The organism is Loktanella sp. F6476L (assembly GCF_023015725.1).
In the GTDB taxonomy this organism is placed as follows: Bacteria; Pseudomonadota; Alphaproteobacteria; order Rhodobacterales; family Rhodobacteraceae; genus Yoonia.
This window is the reverse complement of the sequence record NZ_JALKAR010000002.1, coordinates 406821-428933: the sequence shown is the minus strand read 5'-3', so window position 1 is coordinate 428933 and position 22113 is coordinate 406821. Positions and strand designations below refer to the sequence as shown.

The window sequence follows — 22113 nt, the reverse complement described above, 5'->3', positions numbered from 1 at the left end:
TTAAAAATTCGTGTTTTTATTTTTTTTCTTGCCACAATATATTGTGTACCGGGGCGAATGTACGGCGATGATGTAGAGTGACACCGTGGCTTTTTAGCCGCGCTTTGTGTTGAGGTGTGGGGTAGCCTGCATTTGTCTCCCAGCCGTAGCCGGGGTGCTGTTGCGCTAGCGACAACATCAGGCGGTCGCGCCACACTTTGGCCACAATTGAGGCGGCAGCGATGGACAATGACCGCGTATCCCCTTTGATTAAAGTGCCTGCGGCAACATTCAGACCGCGCGGGACCGCGTTTCCGTCGATCAGAACAAAATCAACAGGTTGCTTCACACCTGACACCGCACGGACCATTGCCAAATGCGATGCCTGCAAAATGTTGATTTCCTCGATCTCGCGCACGCTGGCTTCTGCGATCGATACATCGGCGACATCTTTCAGGATGTCGTAAAGCGCCTCGCGCTTCTTGGCGGACATCTGTTTGCTGTCATTTAACCCGTCAGGAATATTGTCGGGGTCCAACACAACCGCGGCTGCAACGACGGGTCCCGCCAATGGGCCGCGCCCGACTTCGTCTACGCCCGCAACGCGACTATAGCCGCTGTTGATTGCGTCTTCTTCATATTCAAACGTGGGAATCGTCTTGGCCATAAGGTTTCAGATCAGAGCCAGCCTACCCCTTCAACCCAAAAGTGGGGCGAGAGGTCGTCCAAACCCTCGCCCCACAAGACACACCCGCCGACATGACCTTCGGGCGGGTGCATCTATCTCTATTGCTTACCAGCGTTGATTTGACCGAAAGCCACGGTCGCGCAGACAGCTGGCTTCGTAGCCGCGTAGGCTGCCATCACGTCCACCAAGGCGCGTCAGACATTGACGCGGCAGGCTGGCGTTATCGGCATAGCGGCGGTCAAGGCAGCGTTCGGTGAATACAGACTGAACACGTCCGTTACCGAGCTCGATCTGACGGAAGCACCGGCTTGGCAGCGGATCAACACGACGCTGCGACAGGGCGCGACGATTGTCGCGGTGTTGGTGTTGGTCGCGTTCGGTCCGTCTGTTGTCATCATGTGTCCAACGAAGGTTGTCTTGCTGAACTGGAATGCTGCGCGTTTCGCTTTGGCTCTTGTTGATTGCCAAACCGATTGCGCCTGCCGCCAACAAGCCAAGTATGGCGCGGTTCAACGCGTCATTGGTTTCTGCGTGAACGGGCGCTGCGGGGACAAGTACAAGGGAAAGGGCGGTCAGGCCGGCTGTCAGTGTCTTACGCATATCGTTTGCTCCTTTGGCTGCGATGCGGGGATGCACCGAACGTGGGCCGTGTCAGGACTGACCATCAATAACGGGGGATGGTTATGCGATACCAAGCGGGCTATCGTCGGGCGATATTGAATAACACGCAGGGCAGGGGCATAGATCAGGGCATGAAAACCTTACTTTATTCCATCACGGCATTGGTCATGCTGACGGGGGCTGCACAGGCGACCTGCTACGCTGACTACAAGGCGAAACAGGACAACCCGTTGCGTCTGCACTATGGTGTGGCTGCTGTGCAGGGTGACTGTTCTGTCAGTAATGCGGCGTCACAACTGTCTGGGCGACTTTCGTCTGGCGGTTGGGAACTGCTGAACGTACTGAGCGTGTTTGACGATACGCAACTGGATGACAAGAAGGATAGCGCCGGTGACTACTTCCTCCGCTTCTGAGACCCGCGAAATCAGCAGCCGCCTTGTGGTGGCTGGGATCATTGGGATCGTCGTGATCCTCGCGGTCGCGGCTATTCTACTGTTCATCAACCTGCCTGACGCGAATGCGTTTAATGCACAGGTCGAACGCATTTTCGTCGAAAACGATACGCTGACTGGCAATGCCGAGATCAAGCTGCTTGAAATTCTGGCCCAAACCGGAACGAACTTTGCAGATACGCTCGCATCGTATCGCTTTGTTATTTTTGTTTTGCTGATGTTCTCGACTGCATTGTTGGTGGCTGCGGTCGCTTTCCTTGTGCTGTTGATCGCATTGAACCGCCGGATGGGGCGGATCGAACGGGCGGGGATCGAAGTGAATTCGCTCCAGATCAACCGAGGTGAAAAAGCGGTCTATCTGAACGACTTTGCTTTTAAGCTTACGGATGCAGCGATTGAAACGTTGTCTGTATTGGCAGAGGCACGGATGGACGATGAAGTCTTGTCTGGCGCTGAAATCGAAGGTGTGATCTCTGGTCGTGATGCGTCTGAGTGTGACGAAGCAGCAGGGGCGACGCGGATCAAACGCCTGCGCGATACACTCGGCAACCAAATGATGAGCGAACTTTTGGTAAAGAACATCGCCCGTAAAGGCTACGTTCTCGCGATTGATAAAGCCGTCATTCGGATGACCTAAGTGGTTTGAGCGCGCCTTATCGCAGGGGCGCTCGATCTTATTTTACACTTCAAGCGGTGTGTCGCTGCGTGTCCATTTGAGTGGGTGGAACACTTCATCAACAGGTGTTTGTGCGACGTGGTTGATGTAGTTGGACATCGTCTTTTGCGCCAAGCCAAGGATCACATCCAAAACCGCGCGGTGGCCGTAACCTGCGTCAAAGAATGTCTGCATCTGTTCGTCGGACACATTGCCGCGTTCGCGGACCATCTGGATTGTGAAAGTACGCAGTGCTTCCAGCTTAGCTGACGCAAGTGGTGTTTCGTTGCGCAGGGCTTCGGTGATCTCGTCGGACACTTTCATCATCTTCGCGATGCCAGTGTGGGCAGGAACGCAGTAATGGCAGGCATGTTCAACGTTGATTGATTGCCAAACGACCGTCAGTTCGTCTGCGTCAAATTCGGTTTCAGTGAACAGCTTGTGAAGCACTTGATAGCCTTCATACGCCTGCGGGCTTTCCGCCAGAACCTTGTGCAAGCCCGGCAAACGACCAAAGGCTTTTTGAGAGTTTTCCAACAGCGGCTTAGAGCCTTCAGGTGCGGAATCGAGGTCGTGGGATGGGAAAGCCATGATTTAGGTCCTTTTCATTACGTACGTTTGCTGATTAGGCTTTCTTGAGTGATCACTCAAGTCTATAATTGAGCAATCATTCAACTATTGGTGAACACATGCCGCGCAAGCCAAATTATGACCGTGATGATCTGATCAAACGTGCCCGCGACCTGTTTTGGCGTCGGGGCTGGGCAGGTACGTCGTTGAAAGATCTTGAGGCTGAATTGCAAATGAAACCCGGTAGCTTTTATGCGGCGTTCGGTTCAAAGGACGCGCTCTTTGCGCTTGCCATGGAAAAATATGCGTCCGACGGGAAGGCGCGGCTTGCGGCACTAGCGCAGGAATACGGCCCTGTCGTTGCATTGCAAAGGTTTCCGGCGATGGTCGTTGAAACCGAAGATGCGCCCGCGAAGGCCTGTATGTTATCCAAAACGTTTCTGGAATTGCATGCGCATGACCACCCCTTGGCCGAAACAGCTGACGCTCATTTGAAAGCCATGGAAACGCAATTCGCTGCCCTTTTCGCGCATGCGCAAACCGACGGTCACATTTCGTCAGATCGCACCCCAAAGGATTTGGCGCGGCGTTATCAATCTGACCTGCTTGGTCTGCGGATATCGGCGGAGCGCGGCGGTGTGGATGCTAAAGCGATTGCCGCAGAAATTGCGCAAAACGTGGCGCAGGCTTAGCGCCAAAACCAAAAAAGCCCACCAAAATTGGTGGGCTTTTCCGTATCTGTGGTGCGGCAGCTAAATTAGCGGCGCAGGCCAAGACGTTTGATCAGGTCCTGGTAACGGGCCTCATCTTTACCACGTGTGTAGTCCAGCAGCTTCCGGCGCAAAGCAACCATCTTCAGCAGACCACGGCGACCGTGGTTGTCTTTTTTGTGGGTCTTGAAGTGTTCTGTCAAAGTCGCGATGCGCGATGAAAGAATCGCGATCTGAACTTCTGGGGAACCTGTATCGCCTTCTTTGGTGGCGAATTCTTTCATGATCCGTGCTTTATCTTCAGCAGTAATCGACATCGGGGTCTCCTTATCTAAAGGGTTGATGGCGCGATCCGGGATGTCGTCCAGAAAGGCCCGTGGAGTATCCGGCAGGGAGATTCCCTGATCGGATGGGTGCGTTTAGGCAAGAATAGCCAAAAAGAAAAGAGTTTTTTAGGCGGCGACCAATGCAATCCGGTCAAGATCAAGCGTTTCGACGTTCGCAAATCCGGCAACAAAGTCGCCATCTGCGAAAAGGGCCAGCCCGTCATCGGTGCGACTTGTGGTTAATTCGGGGATCGGTCCGTTCTGATCATAGACAACTTCTATGACGTCCACATCAGGATCGTAATCTTCGATGTAGGTCGTTCCTTCCTGATCAGCGTCTATCGCGAACGTATCAGCACCTTCACCACCGGACAGAGTATCCCCAACGCCGCCGCGCAGAATGTCATCGCCACGACCGCCATTCAGAAAATCGCTATCGGTATCGTCATTTCCGATCACGATATCATCGCCAGCGCCGCCGTTCAGCACATCTTGACCTGCGCCACCTTCCAACGTGTCGTTACCAAACGATCCCAGCAGTTCATCGTCACCGTCGCCGCCATACAGCGTGTCGTCACCGCTGCCACCGATCAGGTCATCGTCGTGGTCACCGCCGTCCAAGATGTCGTCACCAATGTCGCCAAACAGGCTGTCCATCGCTTTCCCGCCAAATAAGGTATCATTGCCATTGTCGCCATGCAGCGTGTCTTCACCTTCACCACCTGTGATTTCATCGTCACCTGTCCCACCAAACAACAGATCGGCGCGCACAGTCCCCGCGATTGTTTGTCCGATCCCCGCACTATTAAGCGTCTCGCTAGGCATCAACGCCTCTTGCAGCGGCGTCGTAGCACCTATGCGGTCGTCTTCTGGGGCAGGTTCCACGGTTGTTTCTGGATCGGTTTCATGGTCCGCGTCAGTGATGACAATCGACGCAACCGCGACCCCGAATAAAGCAATGATAGCAAGCATGTTCGTCTTTCTGAAAAGCGGTACCGCCCCCGGCCCAAAGTGATCCCGTTTCAATAGCAAAAGCCGGAATCGGAGTCTGGTGCGAACAAGCCTGTTGGTTAATGCAGGATTATCCGGGCCAAGGTGCAGGCATCGCGCTGTAGGGCATATAAAGCGGGTGGCGAGGGTGCCCTGCTTTGGTGACACCAAGAGCGTGAAAGGCGCAATTATTGTTTTGAAATAAGGTGATAACCTCTGCGTCGCGGCCAAGATGAACGCCGTGAACACCCCATGCAGCGATCGTGGTGTCAGCCCAACCTGCACCTTCGATCAAGGTCTGATCATTATCAGGACCATTTGGTTCAATATGTCGCCGCATCTGCATCGGGTCTGTTTCACGCAACGCGAACAGGTTGGTGACACGAAATGCACCATACCCCAATGCCCGCGCACGGTTCTCGCATCGCCCAACGGTCGGGTCATTATGCGCCTCGGTCGCCTTTGACGGATTGAGCATCACAAACATCAGCCGCTTTCCTGTGTCTTCCCAAGTACGGGTCAGGGCGTAGCGATAGGTTTCGCAATCTGAATAGGTCGCAGAGGACAGTGTCGCCCCATCGGAATGGTGTCTCGTGATCATGGGTCTGATATCGGTGTTGACCCCGCAAAAAGCAACAGACCGCCTTTGATGAACAAAGACGGCCTGCAACTGGGAGGAGGGTAGGAAGGGAGGTGGGAGAAGAGATTAGGCAGTCGCGGCTGATGTCTTGGCGTAGGACACGGACAGACCGCGCGCTTCGATCACCCATGCAGCAACGACCGCAAACAAGATGTGACCCCAAAGCGCGACCCACGTGATGCCGCTAAAGCCAAGGAATGCGGGATTACCTGCAACAAGGTGGGCCATGACGTACAGGGCGAACACCCACAAGACGACGCCATAAGCGACGGCGGTCAGACCCCAATGCAAATTCGGGACGATCATCTTTTGAACAGGGCGTGCGATCAGCAGGTAACCGAGCGTGTAAAACAGAACGCCAGTGATCGTGTGCAACATGTGCGCTGTCCCTTTTGGCACGCTGTCGAAAACAGTGTTGAGCGTTTGTTGGGCCAGACCAACTGGAGCCAACTTGGCGTATCCAAACATCGGGGACAGACCTTGGCCGAAGGCGTCAAAGGCGATGGTGGCAAAAGCGCCAGCGGCGAGAACTGTGAAGGCTGAGTGTTTGATGTCGGTCATGGGGCAAGTCTTTCGGTCATGTGTTCTGTGTATCGTTGAACACAACTTGCCGAATGTGGCGGGCTCTGTGCAGCCCCATCACGCAGGGATGACCGATCCGCCCAAAACTGTAACATTTCGTGAAACAAACAACGGGCATCGCATAACGGGGGCGTGAGGCGCGTGACATCTTGTAACATTTCGCGCCATGAAGCGCGAAAATCACATCGAATCAGCGACGAAAACCCGTGATGGCTGCAATGTGCCGCCCAGATATTTGCCCACGGCAATCGGGGTGCCATCGTGCGACGCCCAAACTTCTTCGCCATATTCCAAACCCGATCCGATCACAGGGGCCGGATTGCCGTTACGCAGTTTCACAACACTTTCGGCGGGGCAGGTCACCTCTGGCAAATCGGCAAGGCCAACTTCTAAGGGCTGCAAATGTGCGTCCAGGTCCGGGGTCTTCGCGAGCGCGTCGATTTGGTCAAGCGATATGCCGTCTTCCACATCAAAAGGGCCGGACCAAATGCGACGCAATTGCAGTACATGTCCATAACAACCAAGTGCGGCACCCAGATCGCGGGCGATAGAACGGACATAGCCGCCTTTCCCGCAGGTCATCTCAAGAAGCACGTGGTCTTCGTCGGGACGATCAATCAGCAACAATTCTTCGACCCAAAGCGGACGCGCGGCAAGCTCCATCTCTTCGCCGTCGCGGGCTTTTTTGTAGGCGCGTTGGCCATCGACCTTCACGGCAGAAAACTGCGGCGGCACCTGCATGATGTCGCCAATGAACGGGGCAAGCGCATCTTTGATCTGGTCATCTGTCGGGCGCAGATCGGATGTCTTGATGACTTCGCCTTCGGCATCATCAGTGTTTGTGGCTTGGCCAAGACGCACCGTGAATGTGTATGCTTTTAACGCGTCAGTAATATAGGGCACGGTCTTGGTCGCCTCGCCCAGTGCTACAGCCAGAACGCCAGTGGCTTCGGGATCGAGGGTGCCCGCGTGTCCCGCTTTTTTCGCGTTCAACGCCCAGCGCACTTTGCCAACAACAGTTGTCGACGTGATGCCCGCAGGTTTGTCCACGACAAGCCAACCTGAGATATCGCGTCCCTTGCGTTTGCGTGCCATGTGATGAACCCTTTGGTGATTGAACGCGCCTGCTAGCTTGTGTCGCGGCGGCGGTCAATATGGGGGCCAGCCCCCAAACCCCCGAGATATTTAAGACCAAAAGAAAAGGGCCTATTCGAGCACGCCGATCATCGGGCCAAGCTGAAAACCGAAATCCGATCGTCCTAAGTCGGGCGCATAAAGTCGCGAGACTTTACCGTCGAAGTAAAGCGCGTTCGGAGTTTTCAGGTAGTCGCGGAAAAAGGTGCCGAAGCTATGAAAATTCACCGCGTTATTCGAGATCGCGAAGATCGCGGTTTTGCCGTCCGCCGATGTTCCGACGCCATTGCGCACATATTTGGACGAACCGTCTTCCAAGAAACGTGGGTGTAGCGCCCCGTCGATGACCAGCATCGGGCCGGATTGGTTCGCATCGCGGCAATCGGGGGTTTTCGCGACAAAATCGAAGCTTTCATAAACTTGCGCATCACTATCCGTCAGGCACAGAACACCGTTCGGCAGTAGCCCAAAATTGCCCGGCCCGTCGGATGTGACGATTCCGGATTTCTGGGTGCCTGCTTCAAGGTAAAGGCCAACAGGCGCGCGGTCAGCATGATACATGCCCGCGTTCATGGCGAAGGCGAGCGTTTTGTCGGGGTATTCATCTGCCAAATCGCCAAAGCTGCCGATTACGTGATCCGCAGCATTGCTATGAAACAGACGTAAGTCTTCCGACGACGCATCCACGGTGCAAGCGGTGAAACTGTTGCCGTCATAATCAATGTCTTCGCAGGTCACGGCGCTAGCTGGTAGCGCCATAATAATGAACAGACCTGCGAGGGTGCGGATCATTCGTCGAGATCTTGCCGCACGTGTTCATCGGCAAGCAATGCACGTGTGGCGTCCATCTGGTCGAACGTCCCGTCAATTTCGAACCGCAGTTCCGGTGCGAATTTCTGCGATCCACCTTTGACCACAAGATGGCGGATTTCATGGCGATTACGACGCACCGCATCCAGCGTTTCCTGCTTATTCTTTCCACCCAGTGGTAGAATATAGGCTGTCGCAACGCGCAGGTCAGGCGACATGCGCACTTCGCCCACGGTGATCATCATCCGGTTCAAGTCCGGATCATGCACTTCGCCACGTTGCAGCACAGACGACAATGTCCGTCTAATCTGTTCGCCCACCTTCAACATGCGTTGGGTTGGGGCCTTACCGTCTCTGTTACTTTGCTTTGCCATAAGCCCCATGTAGTGATTGCCCGCCGTTTTGCCAAGCGAAGCTTTGCGTCAGCCGCCCGAAACGCTAAGAGAGGGCAACAGAAAGAAGGACAGCGTATGACACAGGGACCAGGAATCGTCGTGACCGGGGCATCAGGCCGTATGGGGCAGATGTTGATTGAGACAATCGTGGCGTCTGATGCATGTCACCTCGTTGGGGCGCTGGAACGGGATGGTCACGATTGGGTCGGTCAGGACGTCGGCACGGCGATGGGCGGGCAACCCGTTGGTGTGGTTGTCACGTCCGACGCATTAGAGGCGTTTGTGAAAGCCCAAGCTGTCATCGACTTCACGGCACCAGCGGCGACAGTTGCGTTTTCCGAACTGGCCGCACAGGCCAAAGCGGTGCATGTCATCGGCACGACGGGTATGACGGACGACGACATTGCGGCAGTCAATGCGGCGTCTCACCATACGGTCGTAGTGCGTGCGGGGAACATGTCGTTGGGCGTGAACTTGCTCGTACAGCTGACCAAGAAAGTTGCGGCTGCGTTAGATGAAGACTTCGATATTGAGGTGATCGAAGCGCACCATCATCACAAAGTCGATGCGCCATCAGGGACGGCATTGATGTTGGGTGAAGCCGCAGCCGAAGGGCGCGGCGTGGCATTGGACGACGTCAAAGACAGCGGTCGTGACGGGATCACGGGCGCGCGCAAACGCGGCGATATTGGCTTTAGCGCTATTCGTGGTGGAGATATCGTCGGCGAACACGATGTGCTGTTTGCAGCCCCCGGTGAACGGATCGTGCTGCGTCATATGGCGACGGATCGTAAGGTATTTGCGCGCGGGGCGCTCAAAGCGGCACTTTGGGGGCAAACCCAAAAGCCTGGCGCATACGATATGCTGGATGTTTTGGGGCTTTAGTCGGCCAAACTAGGCAAAATGAAACCAAAAGCACGTGTCGCGCGTATATTTTATATAACGCACGACAAAGGAGCTTTTGATGACGACCTTTTTCAAGACAGCGGCAATCGCTTTCGTTTTGTCCGCTACGGCTGCGACTGCGCAAGGCTATCAAGCGATCTCTGACAAGGCGACATTTCTTGCGACGCTTGGCGACAAAAACTTGTCAAACCGCCTGTACGGCGTGAATTTGGCTGTTTCGCCTGCGGGCCAGATCGCGGGCACCGGTGCAGGCTGGGAAATCACCGGCACGTGGTCTTGGCAAAACGGGTATTTTTGCCGCGAAATGAATTGGGGTGGGGACCCTATTCCGTACAATTGCCAGCTTGTTGAATTTAACGGTCAAGAAATGCGGTTCACAACGGATCAAGGTGCCGGTGATTCTGCATCATTCAAGCTACGTTAGGCAAACCGCTTACGGCCAGACCGGACCCAATACGCGTTCATGGACAACAGGATGCGCCGTCTGCGCAAGCGTTTCGGACGTGACGAATGTTGCAAGGCTTAAACCGGCTGCAACAACAAGGAACAGGTAAGGTAGGCTGCGCATCGTGGGCTCCTTTTCAATAAAGTTGCCCGTAATACGTCACCGCGCTGTTATTCCGTCGCTGGAAACTTCAAAAATCGACGGCGATGCCTTTTTTCTCCCAATCGCCATAGCGAACAGGTTCTGGTCCCTTGCGCCCACCCAGTTCTGGCGGCAATTCGGATTTATCTGCCTCTTTGCGCCGTTCTTCGGCTTCAGCCAAGGCGCGCTGGGCGGCAGGCGGCAGGTCTTTGTGATCAGGCTCGGTCATCGGGCATCCTTGTCGTCGTGTCCTTTCTGATATACGGCCAAATGGGTTCAAAACAAGTGAGACACCATGTCCAAAACCGGTCTACCGCCGCGCCGCGCTGCGCATCATCTGCTTGAAGAGATCACAGGCGAAGGACGTCTGATGTCCGAACTGATTGGTGGCGGTGCGCTGGATCATCTACCTGCGGATGAACGTGCGCGTGCGCAACGCTTGGCGATGGACGCTTTGCGTGGTGCGGATCGTGCGGATCGGATGCTGAAACCCTACCTCAAGAAAGAACCTCCAGAGACCGTGCAAAATGCGCTGCGCCTAGGTGTGATCGAACTTGTGGGGGGCGAGGCGGCGCATGGTGTCGTGAACGCCTACGTCGAAATTATCGGCAAGAACAAACATGTATCTTCGTTCAAGGGGCTGACCAACGCCGTTCTGCGCCGGATTTCAGAAGAGGGCGAAAAAGGCTGGACCAAACGTGCCAATCCACTGACGCCGGGATGGTTGCGCCAGCCGTTGGTTGCGGCTTGGGGACGGAAATCGGTCGAAGGGATCGAAGCAGCACATTTCGCGGGGGCTGCGCTTGATCTAACGGCCAAAGGCGATCCAAAGGCGGTTGCAGAGGCTGTGGGCGGCACGCTGTTGCCGACAGGGTCGATCCGGCTGAAAGAAGCGGGTCAGGTATCGGCACTTCCTGGCTTCGAGAACGGCGATTGGTGGGTGCAAGATGCAGCCGCGGCTATTCCGGTCCAAGTGCTTGACCCCAAGCCGGGCATGAAGGTGCTGGACCTCTGTGCGGCACCCGGCGGTAAGACAATGCAGCTCGCGGCAAGTGGGGCCGATGTGACGGCTGTCGATCTTAGCCACAACCGCATGACACGGGTGAAGGACAACCTGAAACGTGTGGGGCTAAAAGCCAATTGCGTGACCTCGGACGCGTTCAAATTCGAACAAGACGGATTTGATGCGGTGCTGCTCGATGCGCCCTGTTCCGCGACCGGCACAATCCGGCGCCATCCCGATTTGCCATATGCAAAAGACGGATCTGAATTCATGGCCTTGATCGAACAGCAAGAACTGCTGATCGATCACGCGCTGACGTTGCTGAAACCCGGCGGCAAGCTGGTCTTTTGCACCTGTTCGTTGTTGCCAGACGAAGGAGAAATCCAAGTCGACGAAGCGCTCGAACGGCACGCAGGACTGACCGTGGATACCGATGCGCTGAACAAACCGGGCATCGACGCCGCATGGATCACCGAAGAAGGCGGTATCCGCCTGCGCCCGGATTATTGGGCGGACCTCGGCGGCATGGACGGGTTCTACATCGCGGTACTGACCAAACCCTAAGCAGGCAGACCACGCTCAGACCACGCTGCGCTTCTTTGACGGTCTCTTATCCCCGCCGGAGGCTCCGACAGCGGCTGAAACCGCTGCAGCCTGCGTTACATCACACCCGGTACGACCTGATCGGGCGGCCGGTGACCATCTGCGAACGTCTTGATGTTCACAATCACTTTCTCGCCCATTTCTTGACGGCCTTCGACGGTGGCCGACCCCATATGGGGCAGCAAAACAACGTTCGGCAGGTCCATCAGGCGTGGGTTAATCTCGTGACCGCGTTCAAAGACGTCCAAGCCTGCACCGGCAATTTCACCGGCCCGCAACATCCGCGTGAGCGCATTTTCGTCGATAACCTCACCACGTGAGGTATTCACGATCACCGCATCAGGTTTCATGAGCTTAAGGCGTCGCGCATTCATCAAGTGAAAGGTCGATGGCGTGTGCGGACAATTGATCGAAATCACGTCCATTCGCGCGACCATCTGATCAAGACTGTCCCAATACGTGGCCTCTAGTGCCTCTTCGACCTCGGGCCGCAAGCGTTTGCGGTTATGGTAATGCACCTGCATACCAAAAGCGGCGGCACGTTTCGCGACGGCCTGACCAATGCGGCCCATGCCCAAAATACCGACGCGACGTCCTGAAATACGTCCTCCCAGCATTGCGGTTGGAGACCAGCCTTCCCAATCGCCGCTCCCCATAACGCGCAGCCCTTCAGGGATGCGGCGGGTAACGGCGAGGATCAAGGCGATGGTCATATCGGCCGTATCGTCGGTCACTGTGCCGGGGGTGTTTGATACCAAAATCCCGCGTTGACGGGCGGTGGCGACGTCAATCCGGTCTACACCTGCACCGTAATTCGCAATGAGTTTCAGCTTTTCACCAGCTTGCGCCAGCAATGGCGCATCAATGAAATCGGTGACTGTAGGGACCAAAACATCCGCCGTTTGCACGGCCGCAACCAGTTCTTCGCGGCTCATCGGCCTGTCGTTTTCGCGTAAAGTGACGTCGAACAGCTCTTTCATGCGTGTTTCGATGCTTTCGGGTAACCGTCGCGTGACGACAACACTTAACCGCTGACCTGGCATTCTTTTCTCCCATCGCTTGAAACGGATCACCGCTTTGGTTCAGAGTGCATTTAACCGACGCGAGGCACAAGAACCTCGCGCGATGAGTAAGTGATAAAGGCAGGTTTCCCGTGATTTTTCGCATTCTTCTGGTCTGTGCTGCGCTCTGCCACCTTGGTGCAGGTGCAATTGCGCAAGAGGCGACGCCGGTTTCCGGCGGGACATTGGACGCGCCTGCCATCGGACCGGAAACAAATCTACCTTTGCCACGCTACGTGTCGCTGAAAGCCTCAGAAGCCAACGTGCGCCGTGGGCCTAGTCTGTCGCACCGGATCGATTGGGTGTTTCAACGCCGTTCCATGCCGCTGCAGGTGATTGCGGAATACGGACATTGGCGGCGCGTGATTGACCGTGAAGGTCAAGGTGGATGGGTCCACTACACCATGCTGTCCGGCGCAAGATCGGTCATTATTGATCAAGATCGCCTGCGTCTACGATCGCAGCCGCGTGACGATAGCCGCGAAACGGTTGAGCTTGAACTCGGGGTTATTGCGCGTCTGCATGAATGCGAACCGACGTGGTGCCGCCTGAGTGCGGGTGGCTACAAAGGCTGGGCGCCTAAGGCCGTGATTTGGGGCGTTGATGCGGATGAAGTCCGCGACTGATAGCGTTCGTTGATCCCGCAGGATTGGGGGTTAGCCCCCAAACCCCCAGGATATTTGAGGCCAAAAGAAGATCAGGCCGCATCAAGACCGCGGCCCTTGAGCAGTGCATCGACCCCCGGCAGTCGCCCACGGAATTGTTTGTAGAGTTCTTTTGCGTCGACGGAGCCGCCGGAAGACAGAATGGTGTTTTCCAATTTTCTCGCCAAATCCGGATCAAACGGATCGCCGATTTCTTCAAAGGCTGCGAATGCGTCCGCGTCCATGACTTCGGACCACATGTAGCTGTAATAGCCGCTGGAATATCCGTCCCCTGCAAAGACATGCGCGAAGTGGGGTGTGGCGTGACGCATACGGATCGCGTGGGGCATACCAATGCCTTCAAGGACTTCGGCTTGTTTCTGCATCGGGTCTTTGGGGGCGGGGCCGTCGTGGAACGCCAGATCGACCAGCGCGGAAGACACATATTCAACCGTCTGGAAGCCCATGTCGTAAGTCGCTGCATCGAGCATGCGTTGCAGCATATCAGCTGGCATCGCTTCGGCAGTTTCCGCGTGCGTGGCGAATTCGGACAGGACTTCGGGTACTTCAAGCCAGTGTTCGTAAAGTTGGCTGGGCAGTTCGACAAAATCGCGGGCCACAGATGTGCCGCTGATACTTTCGTAGGTCACGTCAGATAACATTTGGTGCAATGCGTGGCCGAATTCGTGGAACAATGTGCGGGCGTCGTCATAGGACAACAGGGCCGGTTGCCCGTCTTCCGGTTTCGCAAAATTGCAGACGTTTACAACATGCGGACGTACTTCGCCGCCGAGACGGTGTTGTGACTGCATCGCCATACACCAGGCACCGGACCGTTTTGAGCCGCGCGCAAAGTAATCGCCAATGAAGACAGCAACATGTTTGCCGTCGCGGGTAACTTCCCACAGGCGCACGTCAGGATGATACACAGGACCTTCGAGCGGTGCGAATTCAAGTCCAAACAACCGATTGGCGCAGGCAAATTGCGCTTCGATCATCCGGTCCAGCTGCAGGTACGGTTTCAGCGCCGCTTCATCCAGATCATGTTCGGCCTGCCTCCGTTTTTCCGAATAATAGCGCCAATCCCATGCTTCCAAAGGTCCGTCAAAACCATCGGCATGCAGCATCCGTTCCAGCACTTTTGCATCTGCTTCAGCGGCGGCTTTTGCTGGCGTCCAAACTTGCATCAACAGATCACGCACCGCGTCGGGGGTCCCCGCCATTTCGGTTTCGAGTTTGTAATCTGCGAATGTTTCGTACCCCAGCAATTTGGCGCGTTCTTCACGCAAGGCAAGCGTTTCCGCCGCGATCCCACGGTTGTCCGTCTCGCCGCCATTTTCGCCGCGCGAAACCCATGCGTCATAGGCTTTCTTGCGGAGATCGCGCATAGGGGAAAACTGCAGAAACGGCACAATCAAAGATCGGGACAGGGTCACAACGGGGCCGCCCGCATCCTTTTCGGATCCGGCCGCGCGGGCAGTTGCGATGACAAAATCTGGCAGACCTTCTAGGTCGGCTTCGGCCAATGGCATGAACCATGACCGTTCATCGGCCAATAAGTTCTGGGTGAATTGTGTCCCCAGCACCGAAAGTCGTGATTTCACGTCGCGCAAGCGGACCGCATCATCGCCTACTAACAACGCACCTTGCCGGACAAAACCGCGACGGGTCAGCATCAGAACACGAGACTGTTCATCCGACAGGTCAAGATCGGCACGACGTGTCCAAAGGTCCTCGATCCGCGCAAAAAGCGCTTTGTTTTCGGTGATCTCTGAACCAAACGCGCTTAATTTTGGACCAAAGTCGCGCTGTAACGCTTCGCGTGCCGGATTGCTGTCCGCGCCAGCGACGCCGTAAAAGACACCCAGCACTTTGCCTAGTGTCACCTCAGCCAATTCCATCGCTTCGATTGTGTTTGCGAATGTCGGGGCATGGGGATTTTCGGCAATCGCGGCGATAGCGCTGCGGGCTTCATCCAGTGCGACATCCACGGCAGGGGCGAAATCTTCGTCCGAAATCATATCAAACGGGGGCAGGCCGTGTGGGGTCGTCCAGTCAGTCAGCAACGGGTTGGTCATGGTGATCTCCTTTGGAGTCAACTTAGGGTGCGAAGGGTACGACTTCCAGCAGTAGGTCTGCGAATTAGATGGAGGATCCGCCGCAGACCGCGCAGTCATCCCGCCGTTTCAAGCCAATAGTCCGAGTGTCTGCATAAAGCGCGTCGTAGATCATCAGTCGTCCCCGTAAAGGATCGCCTGCACCTGTGATCAATTTCACGGTTTCCACCGCCATCATCGACCCAATCACACCGGGCAATGGGCCAATCACACCGGCCTCTGCGCAGGACGGCACAAGGCCGGCGGCGGGCGCTTCGGGGAAAATGCAGGCGTAGCAGGGCGCGTTATTGGCTGGGTCGTAGACGCTGATCTGACCTTCCCACTGCGTGAGGGCGGCAGAGATCAAAGGGATCCTCCCGGCGACACAGGTTTCATTCACCAAATACCGTGTTTCGAAGTTGTCGGTGCCATCCAGCACGATGTCATATTCGGCGAACAATTCAGCGGCGAAACTTTCGTCGAGCCTGCGGTGATAGGGTTTGACCTGCACAAACGGGTTTTGCGCGCGCATCGCGTCCAGTGCAGATTGCACTTTCGGCATGCCGATCCGGTCGTCTGCGTGAATGACTTGTCGCTGCAGATTGGAATTCTCGACGGTGTCATCGTCAATCACACCAATCTGGCCAACACCTGCCGCCGCCAGATAAAGCAACGCGGGCGACCCCAAGCCACCGGCACCAATCACCAGCACTTTCGCGCGGCGTAGTGCCATCTGCCCCGTGCCGCCGACTTCGCGCAGCATGATGTGGCGCGCGTAGCGGTCTAGTTCGGTTTCCAACATCGCGCTGGACTTATCCGCAGGGGTGTCACGAACAACTTGGAGGGATGCCTTGGCCCGCAAGCCGCGCAGCAGCTTGCGATATCCAAATACGATGCCACCAAAGGCGACGATCAATGTCCAAAGCCGGACGTCACCGCCCGTGGCTTCGCGCAGCGGATGGCCGTCAGGCAATACCAACTGGATGATCATCACGATCACCAACAGCAACCCGATCATCGTCCAACGCGTACGTTTGGGCGTGTCCATCGCCATGCCCGTGCCCCACAAGACGGCGGCCATTGCGGCGACCATGATCATGCGACGACACCGGTACTGCCAAATCCACCTGCGCCGCGTTCTGTCGCGTCTAGGTCATCAACCAGAGTAAACTGTGCCTGCACGACAGGGGCCACAACCATCTGTGCAATCCGCATCCCGTGTGTCACCTCAAACGGGGTGTCACCAAGGTTAATCATGATGACCCCAACCGGCCCGCGATAGTCGCTGTCGATCGTGCCCGGGCTGTTGACCAAAGTCACACCGTGTTTCAACGCAAGTCCGGAGCGGGGGCGAATTTGAACCTCGACCCCGTCAGGAATCGCCATAGAAAGACCCGTCGGGACAAGTAGACGTGCGCCGGGGTCGAGCGTCACAGCCCCGCCTTTCGTGCCAAAATTAGCGCAAATATCAGCGCCAGCTGCACCTTTGGTTTGATATGATGGCAAGGGCAGATCGCGATCCGCATCGGGCTGCCATGACAACTTTACCTGCATGTCACTGCGTCCCATCATCCAGCCAGTTCAAGCGCGATTTTTGTGGCGAGCTTGGTGGCGACTTCATCCTTGCCCATACGGGGCCAAGCATCCGCGCCTGCGTCAGAAATCAACGTGACCGCGTTCTCTGTACCGCCCATGATCCCCGTTTCGGGCGACACATCATTCGCGACGATCCAGTCACACCCTTTGCGCAAACGTTTGGCGGTGGCGTTTGCGATTACATCATTGGTTTCGGCTGCAAAGCCGACCACCAGCGCTGGGCGACCGTCCATCATCTGCGAAACGGTTGCAAGAATATCGGGGTTTTCCGCAAAGGTCAGTTCCGGCAATCCGGATGCGTCCTTCTTGATCTTCGCATCAGACGCATTTGAAACATGCCAATCGGCTACGGCGGCGGCAAAGATGGCGGCGTCGGCGGGTTTGGCATTTCGCACGGCTTCAAGCATCTCTGCGGCAGTTTCGACCGGAACAACGTTGACGCCCGCAGGGGGTGGCACATCGGCAGGGCCGGTGACAAAGGTCACATCAGCGCCCAGCGTAACCAGCGCCTGTGCAATGGCGGTTCCCTGCGCGCCTGATGATCTGTTCGCGATGTAACGTACTGGATCAATCGGTTCATGTGTGGGGCCCGACGTCACAAGGACGTGCTTACCCTTCAACGGCCCGTCGGACAACGCCGTGTCAATTGCGGCAACAATATCAAGGGGTTCCGCCATACGGCCAGGGCCATATTCACCACAGGCCATATCGCCTTCACCCGGACCAACAAACAAAATGCCGTCGCCCTTCAACGTTTTCAGATTCCGCTGGGTTGCAGGGTGTTCCCACATCCGCACGTTCATCGACGGGGCCACCAGAACGCGTTTGTCTGTGGCGAGCAGCAGTGTCGACGCCAGATCATTCGCCAAACCGCTTGCCATCTTCGCCATAAGATCAGCAGTGCCGGGGGCGACAACGATCAAATCGGCAGCGCGGGATAATTCGATGTGCCCCATCTCGGCTTCATCGTTCAAATCAAACAGGTCGGTGTATAGCTTGTTCGCGGCCAAGGCAGACACGGACAATGGAGTGACGAATTCAGACCCCGCCTTGGTCAAAACCGGCGTCACTTTCGCGCCGCGTTCGCGCAAGCGCCGGATCAGATCCAACGACTTAAATGCCGCGATTCCGCCGCCAATGATCAAAAGAATATGTTTGTTTGTCAGCATGTCCGCCTCCGCAATTGATCAGAACGTAAGACTTTGACGGCACGGATACAATCGGTGTGAGTTATTCAAATGCGGCACAGGGATCGGGGCGGTCAATCGGAGGCGTGACACGCCACAGATCATATGGCGGGGTATCTAACCGCGTGGTGATTTGGCCAATGCTCAGGACATGCGTGTCAGGTGACGCGGCGTTCAGGTAAACAGGCATCCCCCAGTCGGTACGCGCATGCCCGTTGCCAGTGATGACAACAACCGGCCCACCAAACGTTTCATACGCTTCCAGTGCAGCGCGCGCAAAAACCGCGTCGCTGAACCGTTGTTGATCGACAAACCAAGGCAGCATTCCCACAGGCAAAGCCCCACAATGGCCGTCTTGCATGCCCTGTTCGCGGGTACCCTGTTCGTCTTCGTCTAACGGGATGTGAAGCCCAAACCGCTGATCCGTGAACGCGGCCAAAATATCCTCGCGAGCCTGCGCGGCCATTTCCGGACTCGGGGCGGCGCCAATGATCTTTGCATCTTCGGCAGCCGCGAATATCGGGGCATACATGTCAAAGTCAGGCCAACCGTTGGCTTCCCATTCCAGTAAGTCACCTAGATCTGGCGATTTGATCGTGTCCGAAGTGATCTGCATTGCCTGATCGGATGTCAGCATTTCGAAAACGATGGCTGTTGGGTCAAGCAATGCGATGATGTCGGCCTGCACCTGATGATGGGTCGGATCATCGTGGATTTCGCCAACAATAACGATATCCGCCCCGTCAAAATCAGACGTCGAAAACGCAACGATCTCGCCAGCGTAAACCGGAAAGACCGTTAGAAAAGTGATGAATGTCGCTACCCTCATACGAGGAAACGATGCACCTCTTCGTTTCGACCTACAAGGCTTTTGCGCATTTTGCCAAAGGCCGCAGCTTCAAGCTGGCGAACACGTTCTTTCGATAGACCAAGTTCGGTACCAAGGCTTTCCAATGTCCGCGGATCATCACGCATTTTACGTTCTCGGACGATAAAGCGTTCGCGATCATTCAATTCGCCCAAGGCGGACAACAGCCACTGCCGCAATGTATCATTATCGTGATTGTTCTCAACGGTTTCAGCGGCTTGCGGACCATCATCTTCCAATGCGTCAATCCATTCCCGACCTTCGTCTTCGGCAGATTGGGTGGCGTTAAGCGAATAATCGGACCCAGACAACCGGCCTTCCATCATCTCGACATCATGCAATGGAACGCCGACTTCTAGCGCGATCATTTCGCGCATGTCGTGACGGTCAATCGTGCGTCCTTCTGCGGCGGCTTCACGTTCAAGACGGGCCTGAACACGACGCAGATTGAAGAACAGTGATTTTTGGGATGACGTTGACCCGGTCCGGACCATCGACCAGTTCCGCATGACATAATCCTGAATTGATGCTTTGATCCACCAGACCGCATATGTCGAAAACCGGACGCCGCGATCTGGGTCGAATTTATCGGCGGCTTTCATCAACCCAACGGATGCTTCTTGGATCAGGTCGTTCATCGGCGCGCCGTACCGCTTGAACTTACCTGCCATTGAAATCGCGAGGCGCATGTAGGCCGTGATCAGGCGATGAAGCGCTTGTTCGTCTCGATCATCTCGCCACGCATATGCCAACGCAAGTTCCGTTTCGGCATCCAAAAGCTCTGCTTTCATTGCCTTGCGTGTCATCTTCTGATCCGAAAAACCGTCAAACGCCATGTTTTGATCCCTACCAGATTGCGCGCGGGTGTTCCCGTGCTATTGATCTGTCTACGAAGGGTCGAACCAAGCGGATCAGAAAAAGTTGCAAGAAAAATCCCCGAAGACTTTGTATTTTGTGACGGGCGGGGCTGCGTCAGGCAAATCTAGCTTTGCAGAAAAGGTCGTTCGCGCGACTGGTAAGCCCAAAACATATGTCGCGACGATGCAGCCCTACGACGACGAAATGCGCGCGAAACTGGAAAAGCATCAGCAGCAGCGCGGGGGCGATTGGACAACCATCGAGGCCCAGATCGATATCGTGTCGGTGCTGGATCAGGCGTCTGCTGATGACATCATCCTGCTGGATTGTGTGACCCTGTGGCTGACGAATGTGCTGCTCGGGGATCATGATGTTGATGCGGCATGTGACGCATTGGTAAATGCGCTGTTAACCTGTGCGTGCGATGTCGTTGTTGTGTCCAACGAAGTCGGCATGGGCATCGTGCCGGACAATGCCTTGTCACGTAAGTTTCGGAATGCACAGGGAAAAGTGAACCAGATGATCGCGGCACGGGCAGACGTCGTCATGACCGTGATCTCTGGCCTGCCACTGGTTCTGAAAGGGTCTTACGATCCTGTGTCCGCAACGCACGTCTTCCCCGCGGGGAAGGTTTGACCCGCTTTTGGCTGGTCCGGCACGGGCCCACGCATCAAAAAACCTTTACAGGATGGCGTGATGTGCCTGCGGATTTAACCGATACTGCGGCGTTGGATCGGTTGTCGTCCTACCTGCCGGACCAAGCGCTACTAGTTTCATCTGATCTACAACGGTCTGTGCATACCGCTGATGCCATCGGGGATGGCAGGACGCGTTTGGCACATCGTAAAACTCTGCGGGAATTTGATTTTGGGATGTGGGACGGCCTGCACCACACAGAAGTCGCGGAACGTGATCCTGTTCTCAGCCGACAGTTTTGGGAACAACCCGGCACATTATCACCGCCGAACGGCGAAAGTTGGAATGCGGTGACAAAACGCGTGACCGCGTCTTTGACCCAATTGGCTCACCGCCACAAAACGAAAGATATTGTCGTTGTCGGCCACATGGGCATGATCATGACGATGATCGCGCAATGCGGCGGAACACCTTACGAAGCGATGGGGCACAAGATCGATAACCTGTCAGTCACGGATGTGCATTTCACCCTACGAGGTTGGCGAATCGGAACGATCAATCACGTCGCTTAAGCTGTAAAAGGACCAAAACCATGACCTACGAACTCTACATCGGCGACCGGACCTTTTCGAGCTGGTCTTTGCGCGGCTGGCTTCTGCTTGAGAAATTTGGCTTGCCCTACAAAACAACGATGGTCGGTTTGTACGCGGGGACCATGGCGCAAGATATGGCGCATTTGCCGGGTGCGAAAACGGTCCCTGCATTGGTCACACCGAGCGGTGGATTACTGACGGATAGCTTGGCGATGGCCGAAACGCTTGCCGAAGAAAATCCGCAAGCAGGCCTTTACCCCGCAGACCCAATTGCTCGCGCAATGGCACGGTCCATGATTGCGGAAATGCACAGCGGCTTCGGGGCATTGCGGTCGGATTGCCCGCACAACATGGAACATACACTTGTCGTGTTTGAGCCGTCCGATGCGATCATGAACGACGTGGCACGTATTTCCGAACTCTGGTCAATGGCGCGCGATAGGTTCGGCGAAGACGGGCCATGGCTGTTTGGGCGATACACAGCAGCTGACGCATTCTACGCGCCGATCGCGAACCGTTTTACCACCTACGGCATCCCGTTGGGTGTCACAGCGCAGGCCTATGTCGACGCGCATATCGCAGACCTGTCCAACCGACAGTGGCGGGCAATGGGGCAGACTGTGCGCTATGACCCTTTTCCATACGATTTTGGATTGAAGACAAAGCCATGGCCGATTGATGCTTTGCCCGCTCGGGCAGTCGATCAAGGTCCGTCAGAAAACGAAACATGCCCGTATTCAGGTAAACCGGTCACGCATTACTTGGAACTGGACGGCAGAACGTTTGGTGTCTGCAATGCGTTTTGTCGTGACAAAACAGTCGCTGACCCTGAGGCGTGGCCGAAATTTATGGCGTTGTTGAACAATTAACCTTTTCGCAAGGGTCCTGTCGTTAACCATAAGTATTGGAAATGACGGGAACCAA

29 protein-coding genes are annotated in these 22113 nt (G+C 55.7%); 10 read left to right on the top strand and 19 right to left on the bottom strand.

What is annotated here, in order from left to right:
* Positions 1 to 16 precede the first annotated feature (16 nt).
* Together MWU61_RS07400 and MWU61_RS07395 are read right to left on the bottom strand one after the other, a co-directional pair.
* Positions 17 to 646 (bottom strand): ribonuclease HII, encoded by a 630-nt coding sequence (locus tag MWU61_RS07400; protein WP_247127647.1) that lies wholly within the window; start codon positions 644 to 646, stop codon positions 17 to 19.
* 126 nt (positions 647 to 772) lie between these two features.
* Entirely contained in the window at positions 773 to 1267 is a 495-nt protein-coding gene (locus MWU61_RS07395; RefSeq protein ID WP_247127646.1) for a hypothetical protein, read from the bottom strand.
* Between the two features lie 152 nt (positions 1268 to 1419).
* On the opposite strand from MWU61_RS07395, the gene MWU61_RS07390 reads away from it, so the two are divergent.
* Positions 1420 to 1701, top strand: a complete 282-nt coding sequence (locus MWU61_RS07390) for a hypothetical protein (protein WP_247127645.1) — start codon at positions 1420 to 1422, stop codon at positions 1699 to 1701.
* A gap of 25 nt (positions 1702 to 1726) precedes the next feature.
* Complete coding sequence (locus MWU61_RS07385) at positions 1727 to 2377, top strand: hypothetical protein (protein WP_247127750.1); 651 nt, start codon at positions 1727 to 1729, stop codon at positions 2375 to 2377.
* 42 nt (positions 2378 to 2419) lie between these two features.
* Here MWU61_RS07385 and MWU61_RS07380 read toward each other — a convergent pair whose 3' ends face one another.
* A complete protein-coding gene (locus MWU61_RS07380; protein ID WP_247127644.1) occupies positions 2420 to 2986 on the bottom strand; it encodes a carboxymuconolactone decarboxylase family protein in 567 nt (188 codons plus the stop codon).
* Between the two features lie 98 nt (positions 2987 to 3084).
* On the opposite strand from MWU61_RS07380, the gene MWU61_RS07375 reads away from it, so the two are divergent.
* Positions 3085 to 3657, top strand: coding sequence for a TetR/AcrR family transcriptional regulator (locus tag MWU61_RS07375; RefSeq protein WP_247127643.1), 573 nt, complete (start codon positions 3085 to 3087; stop codon positions 3655 to 3657).
* A gap of 65 nt (positions 3658 to 3722) precedes the next feature.
* Here MWU61_RS07375 and rpsO read toward each other — a convergent pair whose 3' ends face one another.
* From rpsO to rbfA, 7 genes are all read right to left on the bottom strand, one after another.
* The gene (rpsO, locus tag MWU61_RS07370; RefSeq protein WP_247127642.1) at positions 3723 to 3992 is read right to left on the bottom strand and encodes a 30S ribosomal protein S15; all 270 of its coding nucleotides are present in this window, start codon (positions 3990 to 3992) and stop codon (positions 3723 to 3725) included.
* Positions 3993 to 4127: 135 nt separating this feature from the next.
* Entirely contained in the window at positions 4128 to 4973 is an 846-nt protein-coding gene (locus MWU61_RS07365; protein WP_247127641.1) for a calcium-binding protein, read from the bottom strand.
* A 109-nt stretch (positions 4974 to 5082) separates the two neighbouring features.
* Entirely contained in the window at positions 5083 to 5592 is a 510-nt protein-coding gene (locus tag MWU61_RS07360) for a DUF1643 domain-containing protein (RefSeq protein ID WP_247127640.1), read from the bottom strand.
* Positions 5593 to 5697: 105 nt separating this feature from the next.
* Positions 5698 to 6192, bottom strand: a complete 495-nt coding sequence (locus MWU61_RS07355; RefSeq protein ID WP_247127639.1) for a hypothetical protein — start codon at positions 6190 to 6192, stop codon at positions 5698 to 5700.
* Between the two features lie 201 nt (positions 6193 to 6393).
* Positions 6394 to 7308, bottom strand: a complete 915-nt coding sequence (gene truB / locus MWU61_RS07350; protein WP_247127638.1) for a tRNA pseudouridine(55) synthase TruB — start codon at positions 7306 to 7308, stop codon at positions 6394 to 6396.
* 111 nt (positions 7309 to 7419) lie between these two features.
* Entirely contained in the window at positions 7420 to 8139 is a 720-nt protein-coding gene (locus MWU61_RS07345) for a phosphodiester glycosidase family protein (RefSeq protein WP_247127637.1), read from the bottom strand.
* Positions 8136 to 8531, bottom strand: a complete 396-nt coding sequence (rbfA, locus tag MWU61_RS07340; protein ID WP_247127636.1) for a 30S ribosome-binding factor RbfA — start codon at positions 8529 to 8531, stop codon at positions 8136 to 8138. Before rbfA ends, MWU61_RS07345 begins: the two co-directional genes overlap by 4 nt.
* A gap of 96 nt (positions 8532 to 8627) precedes the next feature.
* On the opposite strand from rbfA, the gene dapB reads away from it, so the two are divergent.
* Both dapB and MWU61_RS07330 read left to right on the top strand, forming a co-directional pair.
* Positions 8628 to 9437: a 4-hydroxy-tetrahydrodipicolinate reductase gene (dapB, locus tag MWU61_RS07335; RefSeq protein ID WP_247127635.1), complete on the top strand. Its 810-nt coding sequence runs from the start codon at positions 8628 to 8630 to the stop codon at positions 9435 to 9437.
* 79 nt (positions 9438 to 9516) lie between these two features.
* The gene (locus MWU61_RS07330) at positions 9517 to 9882 is read left to right on the top strand and encodes a dihydrodipicolinate reductase (RefSeq protein ID WP_247127634.1); all 366 of its coding nucleotides are present in this window, start codon (positions 9517 to 9519) and stop codon (positions 9880 to 9882) included.
* 9 nt (positions 9883 to 9891) lie between these two features.
* Here MWU61_RS07330 and MWU61_RS19750 read toward each other — a convergent pair whose 3' ends face one another.
* Positions 9892 to 10026 (bottom strand): hypothetical protein, encoded by a 135-nt coding sequence (locus MWU61_RS19750; protein WP_281501982.1) that lies wholly within the window; start codon positions 10024 to 10026, stop codon positions 9892 to 9894.
* A gap of 67 nt (positions 10027 to 10093) precedes the next feature.
* Positions 10094 to 10273, bottom strand: coding sequence for a DUF1674 domain-containing protein (locus MWU61_RS07325; RefSeq protein ID WP_247127633.1), 180 nt, complete (start codon positions 10271 to 10273; stop codon positions 10094 to 10096).
* A gap of 66 nt (positions 10274 to 10339) precedes the next feature.
* Here MWU61_RS07325 and MWU61_RS07320 point away from each other — a divergent pair, with 66 nt between their 5' ends.
* Positions 10340 to 11611, top strand: coding sequence for an RsmB/NOP family class I SAM-dependent RNA methyltransferase (locus tag MWU61_RS07320; RefSeq protein WP_247127632.1), 1272 nt, complete (start codon positions 10340 to 10342; stop codon positions 11609 to 11611).
* Between the two features lie 95 nt (positions 11612 to 11706).
* On the opposite strand, the gene MWU61_RS07315 is transcribed toward MWU61_RS07320, so the two are convergent.
* Positions 11707 to 12693, bottom strand: a complete 987-nt coding sequence (locus tag MWU61_RS07315) for a D-glycerate dehydrogenase (RefSeq protein ID WP_247127631.1) — start codon at positions 12691 to 12693, stop codon at positions 11707 to 11709.
* Positions 12694 to 12860: 167 nt separating this feature from the next.
* Here MWU61_RS07315 and MWU61_RS07310 point away from each other — a divergent pair, with 167 nt between their 5' ends.
* Positions 12861 to 13337 (top strand): SH3 domain-containing protein, encoded by a 477-nt coding sequence (locus tag MWU61_RS07310; RefSeq protein WP_247127749.1) that lies wholly within the window; start codon positions 12861 to 12863, stop codon positions 13335 to 13337.
* 71 nt (positions 13338 to 13408) lie between these two features.
* Here MWU61_RS07310 and MWU61_RS07305 read toward each other — a convergent pair whose 3' ends face one another.
* The 6 genes from MWU61_RS07305 to MWU61_RS07280 all read right to left on the bottom strand — a co-directional run bounded on the left by MWU61_RS07305 (position 13409) and on the right by MWU61_RS07280 (position 19938).
* Positions 13409 to 15433, bottom strand: a complete 2025-nt coding sequence (locus MWU61_RS07305; protein WP_247127630.1) for a M3 family metallopeptidase — start codon at positions 15431 to 15433, stop codon at positions 13409 to 13411.
* A 64-nt stretch (positions 15434 to 15497) separates the two neighbouring features.
* Complete coding sequence (gene moeB, locus MWU61_RS07300; protein WP_247127629.1) at positions 15498 to 16550, bottom strand: molybdopterin-synthase adenylyltransferase MoeB; 1053 nt, start codon at positions 16548 to 16550, stop codon at positions 15498 to 15500.
* Entirely contained in the window at positions 16547 to 17005 is a 459-nt protein-coding gene (gene dut, locus MWU61_RS07295; protein ID WP_247127628.1) for a dUTP diphosphatase, read from the bottom strand. Before dut ends, moeB begins: the two co-directional genes overlap by 4 nt.
* A gap of 14 nt (positions 17006 to 17019) precedes the next feature.
* Entirely contained in the window at positions 17020 to 18216 is a 1197-nt protein-coding gene (gene coaBC, locus MWU61_RS07290; RefSeq protein ID WP_247127627.1) for a bifunctional phosphopantothenoylcysteine decarboxylase/phosphopantothenate--cysteine ligase CoaBC, read from the bottom strand.
* A gap of 61 nt (positions 18217 to 18277) precedes the next feature.
* Positions 18278 to 19063: a ChaN family lipoprotein gene (locus MWU61_RS07285; RefSeq protein ID WP_247127626.1), complete on the bottom strand. Its 786-nt coding sequence runs from the start codon at positions 19061 to 19063 to the stop codon at positions 18278 to 18280.
* Positions 19060 to 19938 (bottom strand): RNA polymerase factor sigma-32, encoded by an 879-nt coding sequence (locus tag MWU61_RS07280; protein WP_247127625.1) that lies wholly within the window; start codon positions 19936 to 19938, stop codon positions 19060 to 19062. Before MWU61_RS07280 ends, MWU61_RS07285 begins: the two co-directional genes overlap by 4 nt.
* An 85-nt stretch (positions 19939 to 20023) precedes the next feature.
* On the opposite strand from MWU61_RS07280, the gene cobU reads away from it, so the two are divergent.
* From cobU to MWU61_RS07265, 3 genes are read left to right on the top strand one after another with little or no spacing between them, the layout of a single operon-like run.
* Complete coding sequence (cobU, locus tag MWU61_RS07275; protein WP_247127624.1) at positions 20024 to 20596, top strand: bifunctional adenosylcobinamide kinase/adenosylcobinamide-phosphate guanylyltransferase; 573 nt, start codon at positions 20024 to 20026, stop codon at positions 20594 to 20596.
* Positions 20593 to 21168 carry a histidine phosphatase family protein gene (locus MWU61_RS07270; protein WP_247127623.1) on the top strand — a complete coding sequence of 192 codons (576 nt, stop codon included), beginning with the start codon at positions 20593 to 20595 and terminating at the stop codon, positions 21166 to 21168. Before cobU ends, MWU61_RS07270 begins: the two co-directional genes overlap by 4 nt.
* A gap of 20 nt (positions 21169 to 21188) precedes the next feature.
* On the top strand, positions 21189 to 22058 hold the full coding sequence (locus tag MWU61_RS07265) for a glutathione S-transferase (protein WP_247127622.1): 870 nt from the start codon (positions 21189 to 21191) through the stop codon (positions 22056 to 22058).
* Positions 22059 to 22113 lie beyond the last annotated feature (55 nt).

Excerpts from the sequence above, each read along its gene's own strand:
- MWU61_RS07400 (WP_247127647.1), bottom strand. The coding sequence starts at position 646 with ATGGCCAAGACGATTCCCACGTTTGAATATGAAGAAGACGCAATCAAC.
- MWU61_RS07395 (WP_247127646.1), bottom strand. The coding sequence starts at position 1,267 with ATGCGTAAGACACTGACAGCCGGCCTGACCGCCCTTTCCCTTGTACTT.
- MWU61_RS07390 (WP_247127645.1), top strand. The coding sequence starts at position 1,420 with ATGAAAACCTTACTTTATTCCATCACGGCATTGGTCATGCTGACGGGG.
- MWU61_RS07380 (WP_247127644.1), bottom strand. The coding sequence starts at position 2,986 with ATGGCTTTCCCATCCCACGACCTCGATTCCGCACCTGAAGGCTCTAAG.
- MWU61_RS07375 (WP_247127643.1), top strand. The coding sequence starts at position 3,085 with ATGCCGCGCAAGCCAAATTATGACCGTGATGATCTGATCAAACGTGCC.
- rpsO (WP_247127642.1), bottom strand. The coding sequence starts at position 3,992 with ATGTCGATTACTGCTGAAGATAAAGCACGGATCATGAAAGAATTCGCC.
- MWU61_RS07365 (WP_247127641.1), bottom strand. The coding sequence starts at position 4,973 with ATGCTTGCTATCATTGCTTTATTCGGGGTCGCGGTTGCGTCGATTGTC.
- MWU61_RS07360 (WP_247127640.1), bottom strand. The coding sequence starts at position 5,592 with ATGATCACGAGACACCATTCCGATGGGGCGACACTGTCCTCTGCGACC.
- MWU61_RS07355 (WP_247127639.1), bottom strand. The coding sequence starts at position 6,192 with ATGACCGACATCAAACACTCAGCCTTCACAGTTCTCGCCGCTGGCGCT.
- truB (WP_247127638.1), bottom strand. The coding sequence starts at position 7,308 with ATGGCACGCAAACGCAAGGGACGCGATATCTCAGGTTGGCTTGTCGTG.
- MWU61_RS07345 (WP_247127637.1), bottom strand. The coding sequence starts at position 8,139 with ATGATCCGCACCCTCGCAGGTCTGTTCATTATTATGGCGCTACCAGCT.
- rbfA (WP_247127636.1), bottom strand. The coding sequence starts at position 8,531 with ATGGCAAAGCAAAGTAACAGAGACGGTAAGGCCCCAACCCAACGCATG.
- dapB (WP_247127635.1), top strand. The coding sequence starts at position 8,628 with ATGACACAGGGACCAGGAATCGTCGTGACCGGGGCATCAGGCCGTATG.
- MWU61_RS07330 (WP_247127634.1), top strand. The coding sequence starts at position 9,517 with ATGACGACCTTTTTCAAGACAGCGGCAATCGCTTTCGTTTTGTCCGCT.
- MWU61_RS19750 (WP_281501982.1), bottom strand. The coding sequence starts at position 10,026 with ATGCGCAGCCTACCTTACCTGTTCCTTGTTGTTGCAGCCGGTTTAAGC.
- MWU61_RS07325 (WP_247127633.1), bottom strand. The coding sequence starts at position 10,273 with ATGACCGAGCCTGATCACAAAGACCTGCCGCCTGCCGCCCAGCGCGCC.
- MWU61_RS07320 (WP_247127632.1), top strand. The coding sequence starts at position 10,340 with ATGTCCAAAACCGGTCTACCGCCGCGCCGCGCTGCGCATCATCTGCTT.
- MWU61_RS07315 (WP_247127631.1), bottom strand. The coding sequence starts at position 12,693 with ATGCCAGGTCAGCGGTTAAGTGTTGTCGTCACGCGACGGTTACCCGAA.
- MWU61_RS07305 (WP_247127630.1), bottom strand. The coding sequence starts at position 15,433 with ATGACCAACCCGTTGCTGACTGACTGGACGACCCCACACGGCCTGCCC.
- moeB (WP_247127629.1), bottom strand. The coding sequence starts at position 16,550 with ATGATCATGGTCGCCGCAATGGCCGCCGTCTTGTGGGGCACGGGCATG.
- dut (WP_247127628.1), bottom strand. The coding sequence starts at position 17,005 with ATGCAGGTAAAGTTGTCATGGCAGCCCGATGCGGATCGCGATCTGCCC.
- coaBC (WP_247127627.1), bottom strand. The coding sequence starts at position 18,216 with ATGCTGACAAACAAACATATTCTTTTGATCATTGGCGGCGGAATCGCG.
- MWU61_RS07285 (WP_247127626.1), bottom strand. The coding sequence starts at position 19,063 with ATGAGGGTAGCGACATTCATCACTTTTCTAACGGTCTTTCCGGTTTAC.
- MWU61_RS07280 (WP_247127625.1), bottom strand. The coding sequence starts at position 19,938 with ATGGCGTTTGACGGTTTTTCGGATCAGAAGATGACACGCAAGGCAATG.
- MWU61_RS07265 (WP_247127622.1), top strand. The coding sequence starts at position 21,189 with ATGACCTACGAACTCTACATCGGCGACCGGACCTTTTCGAGCTGGTCT.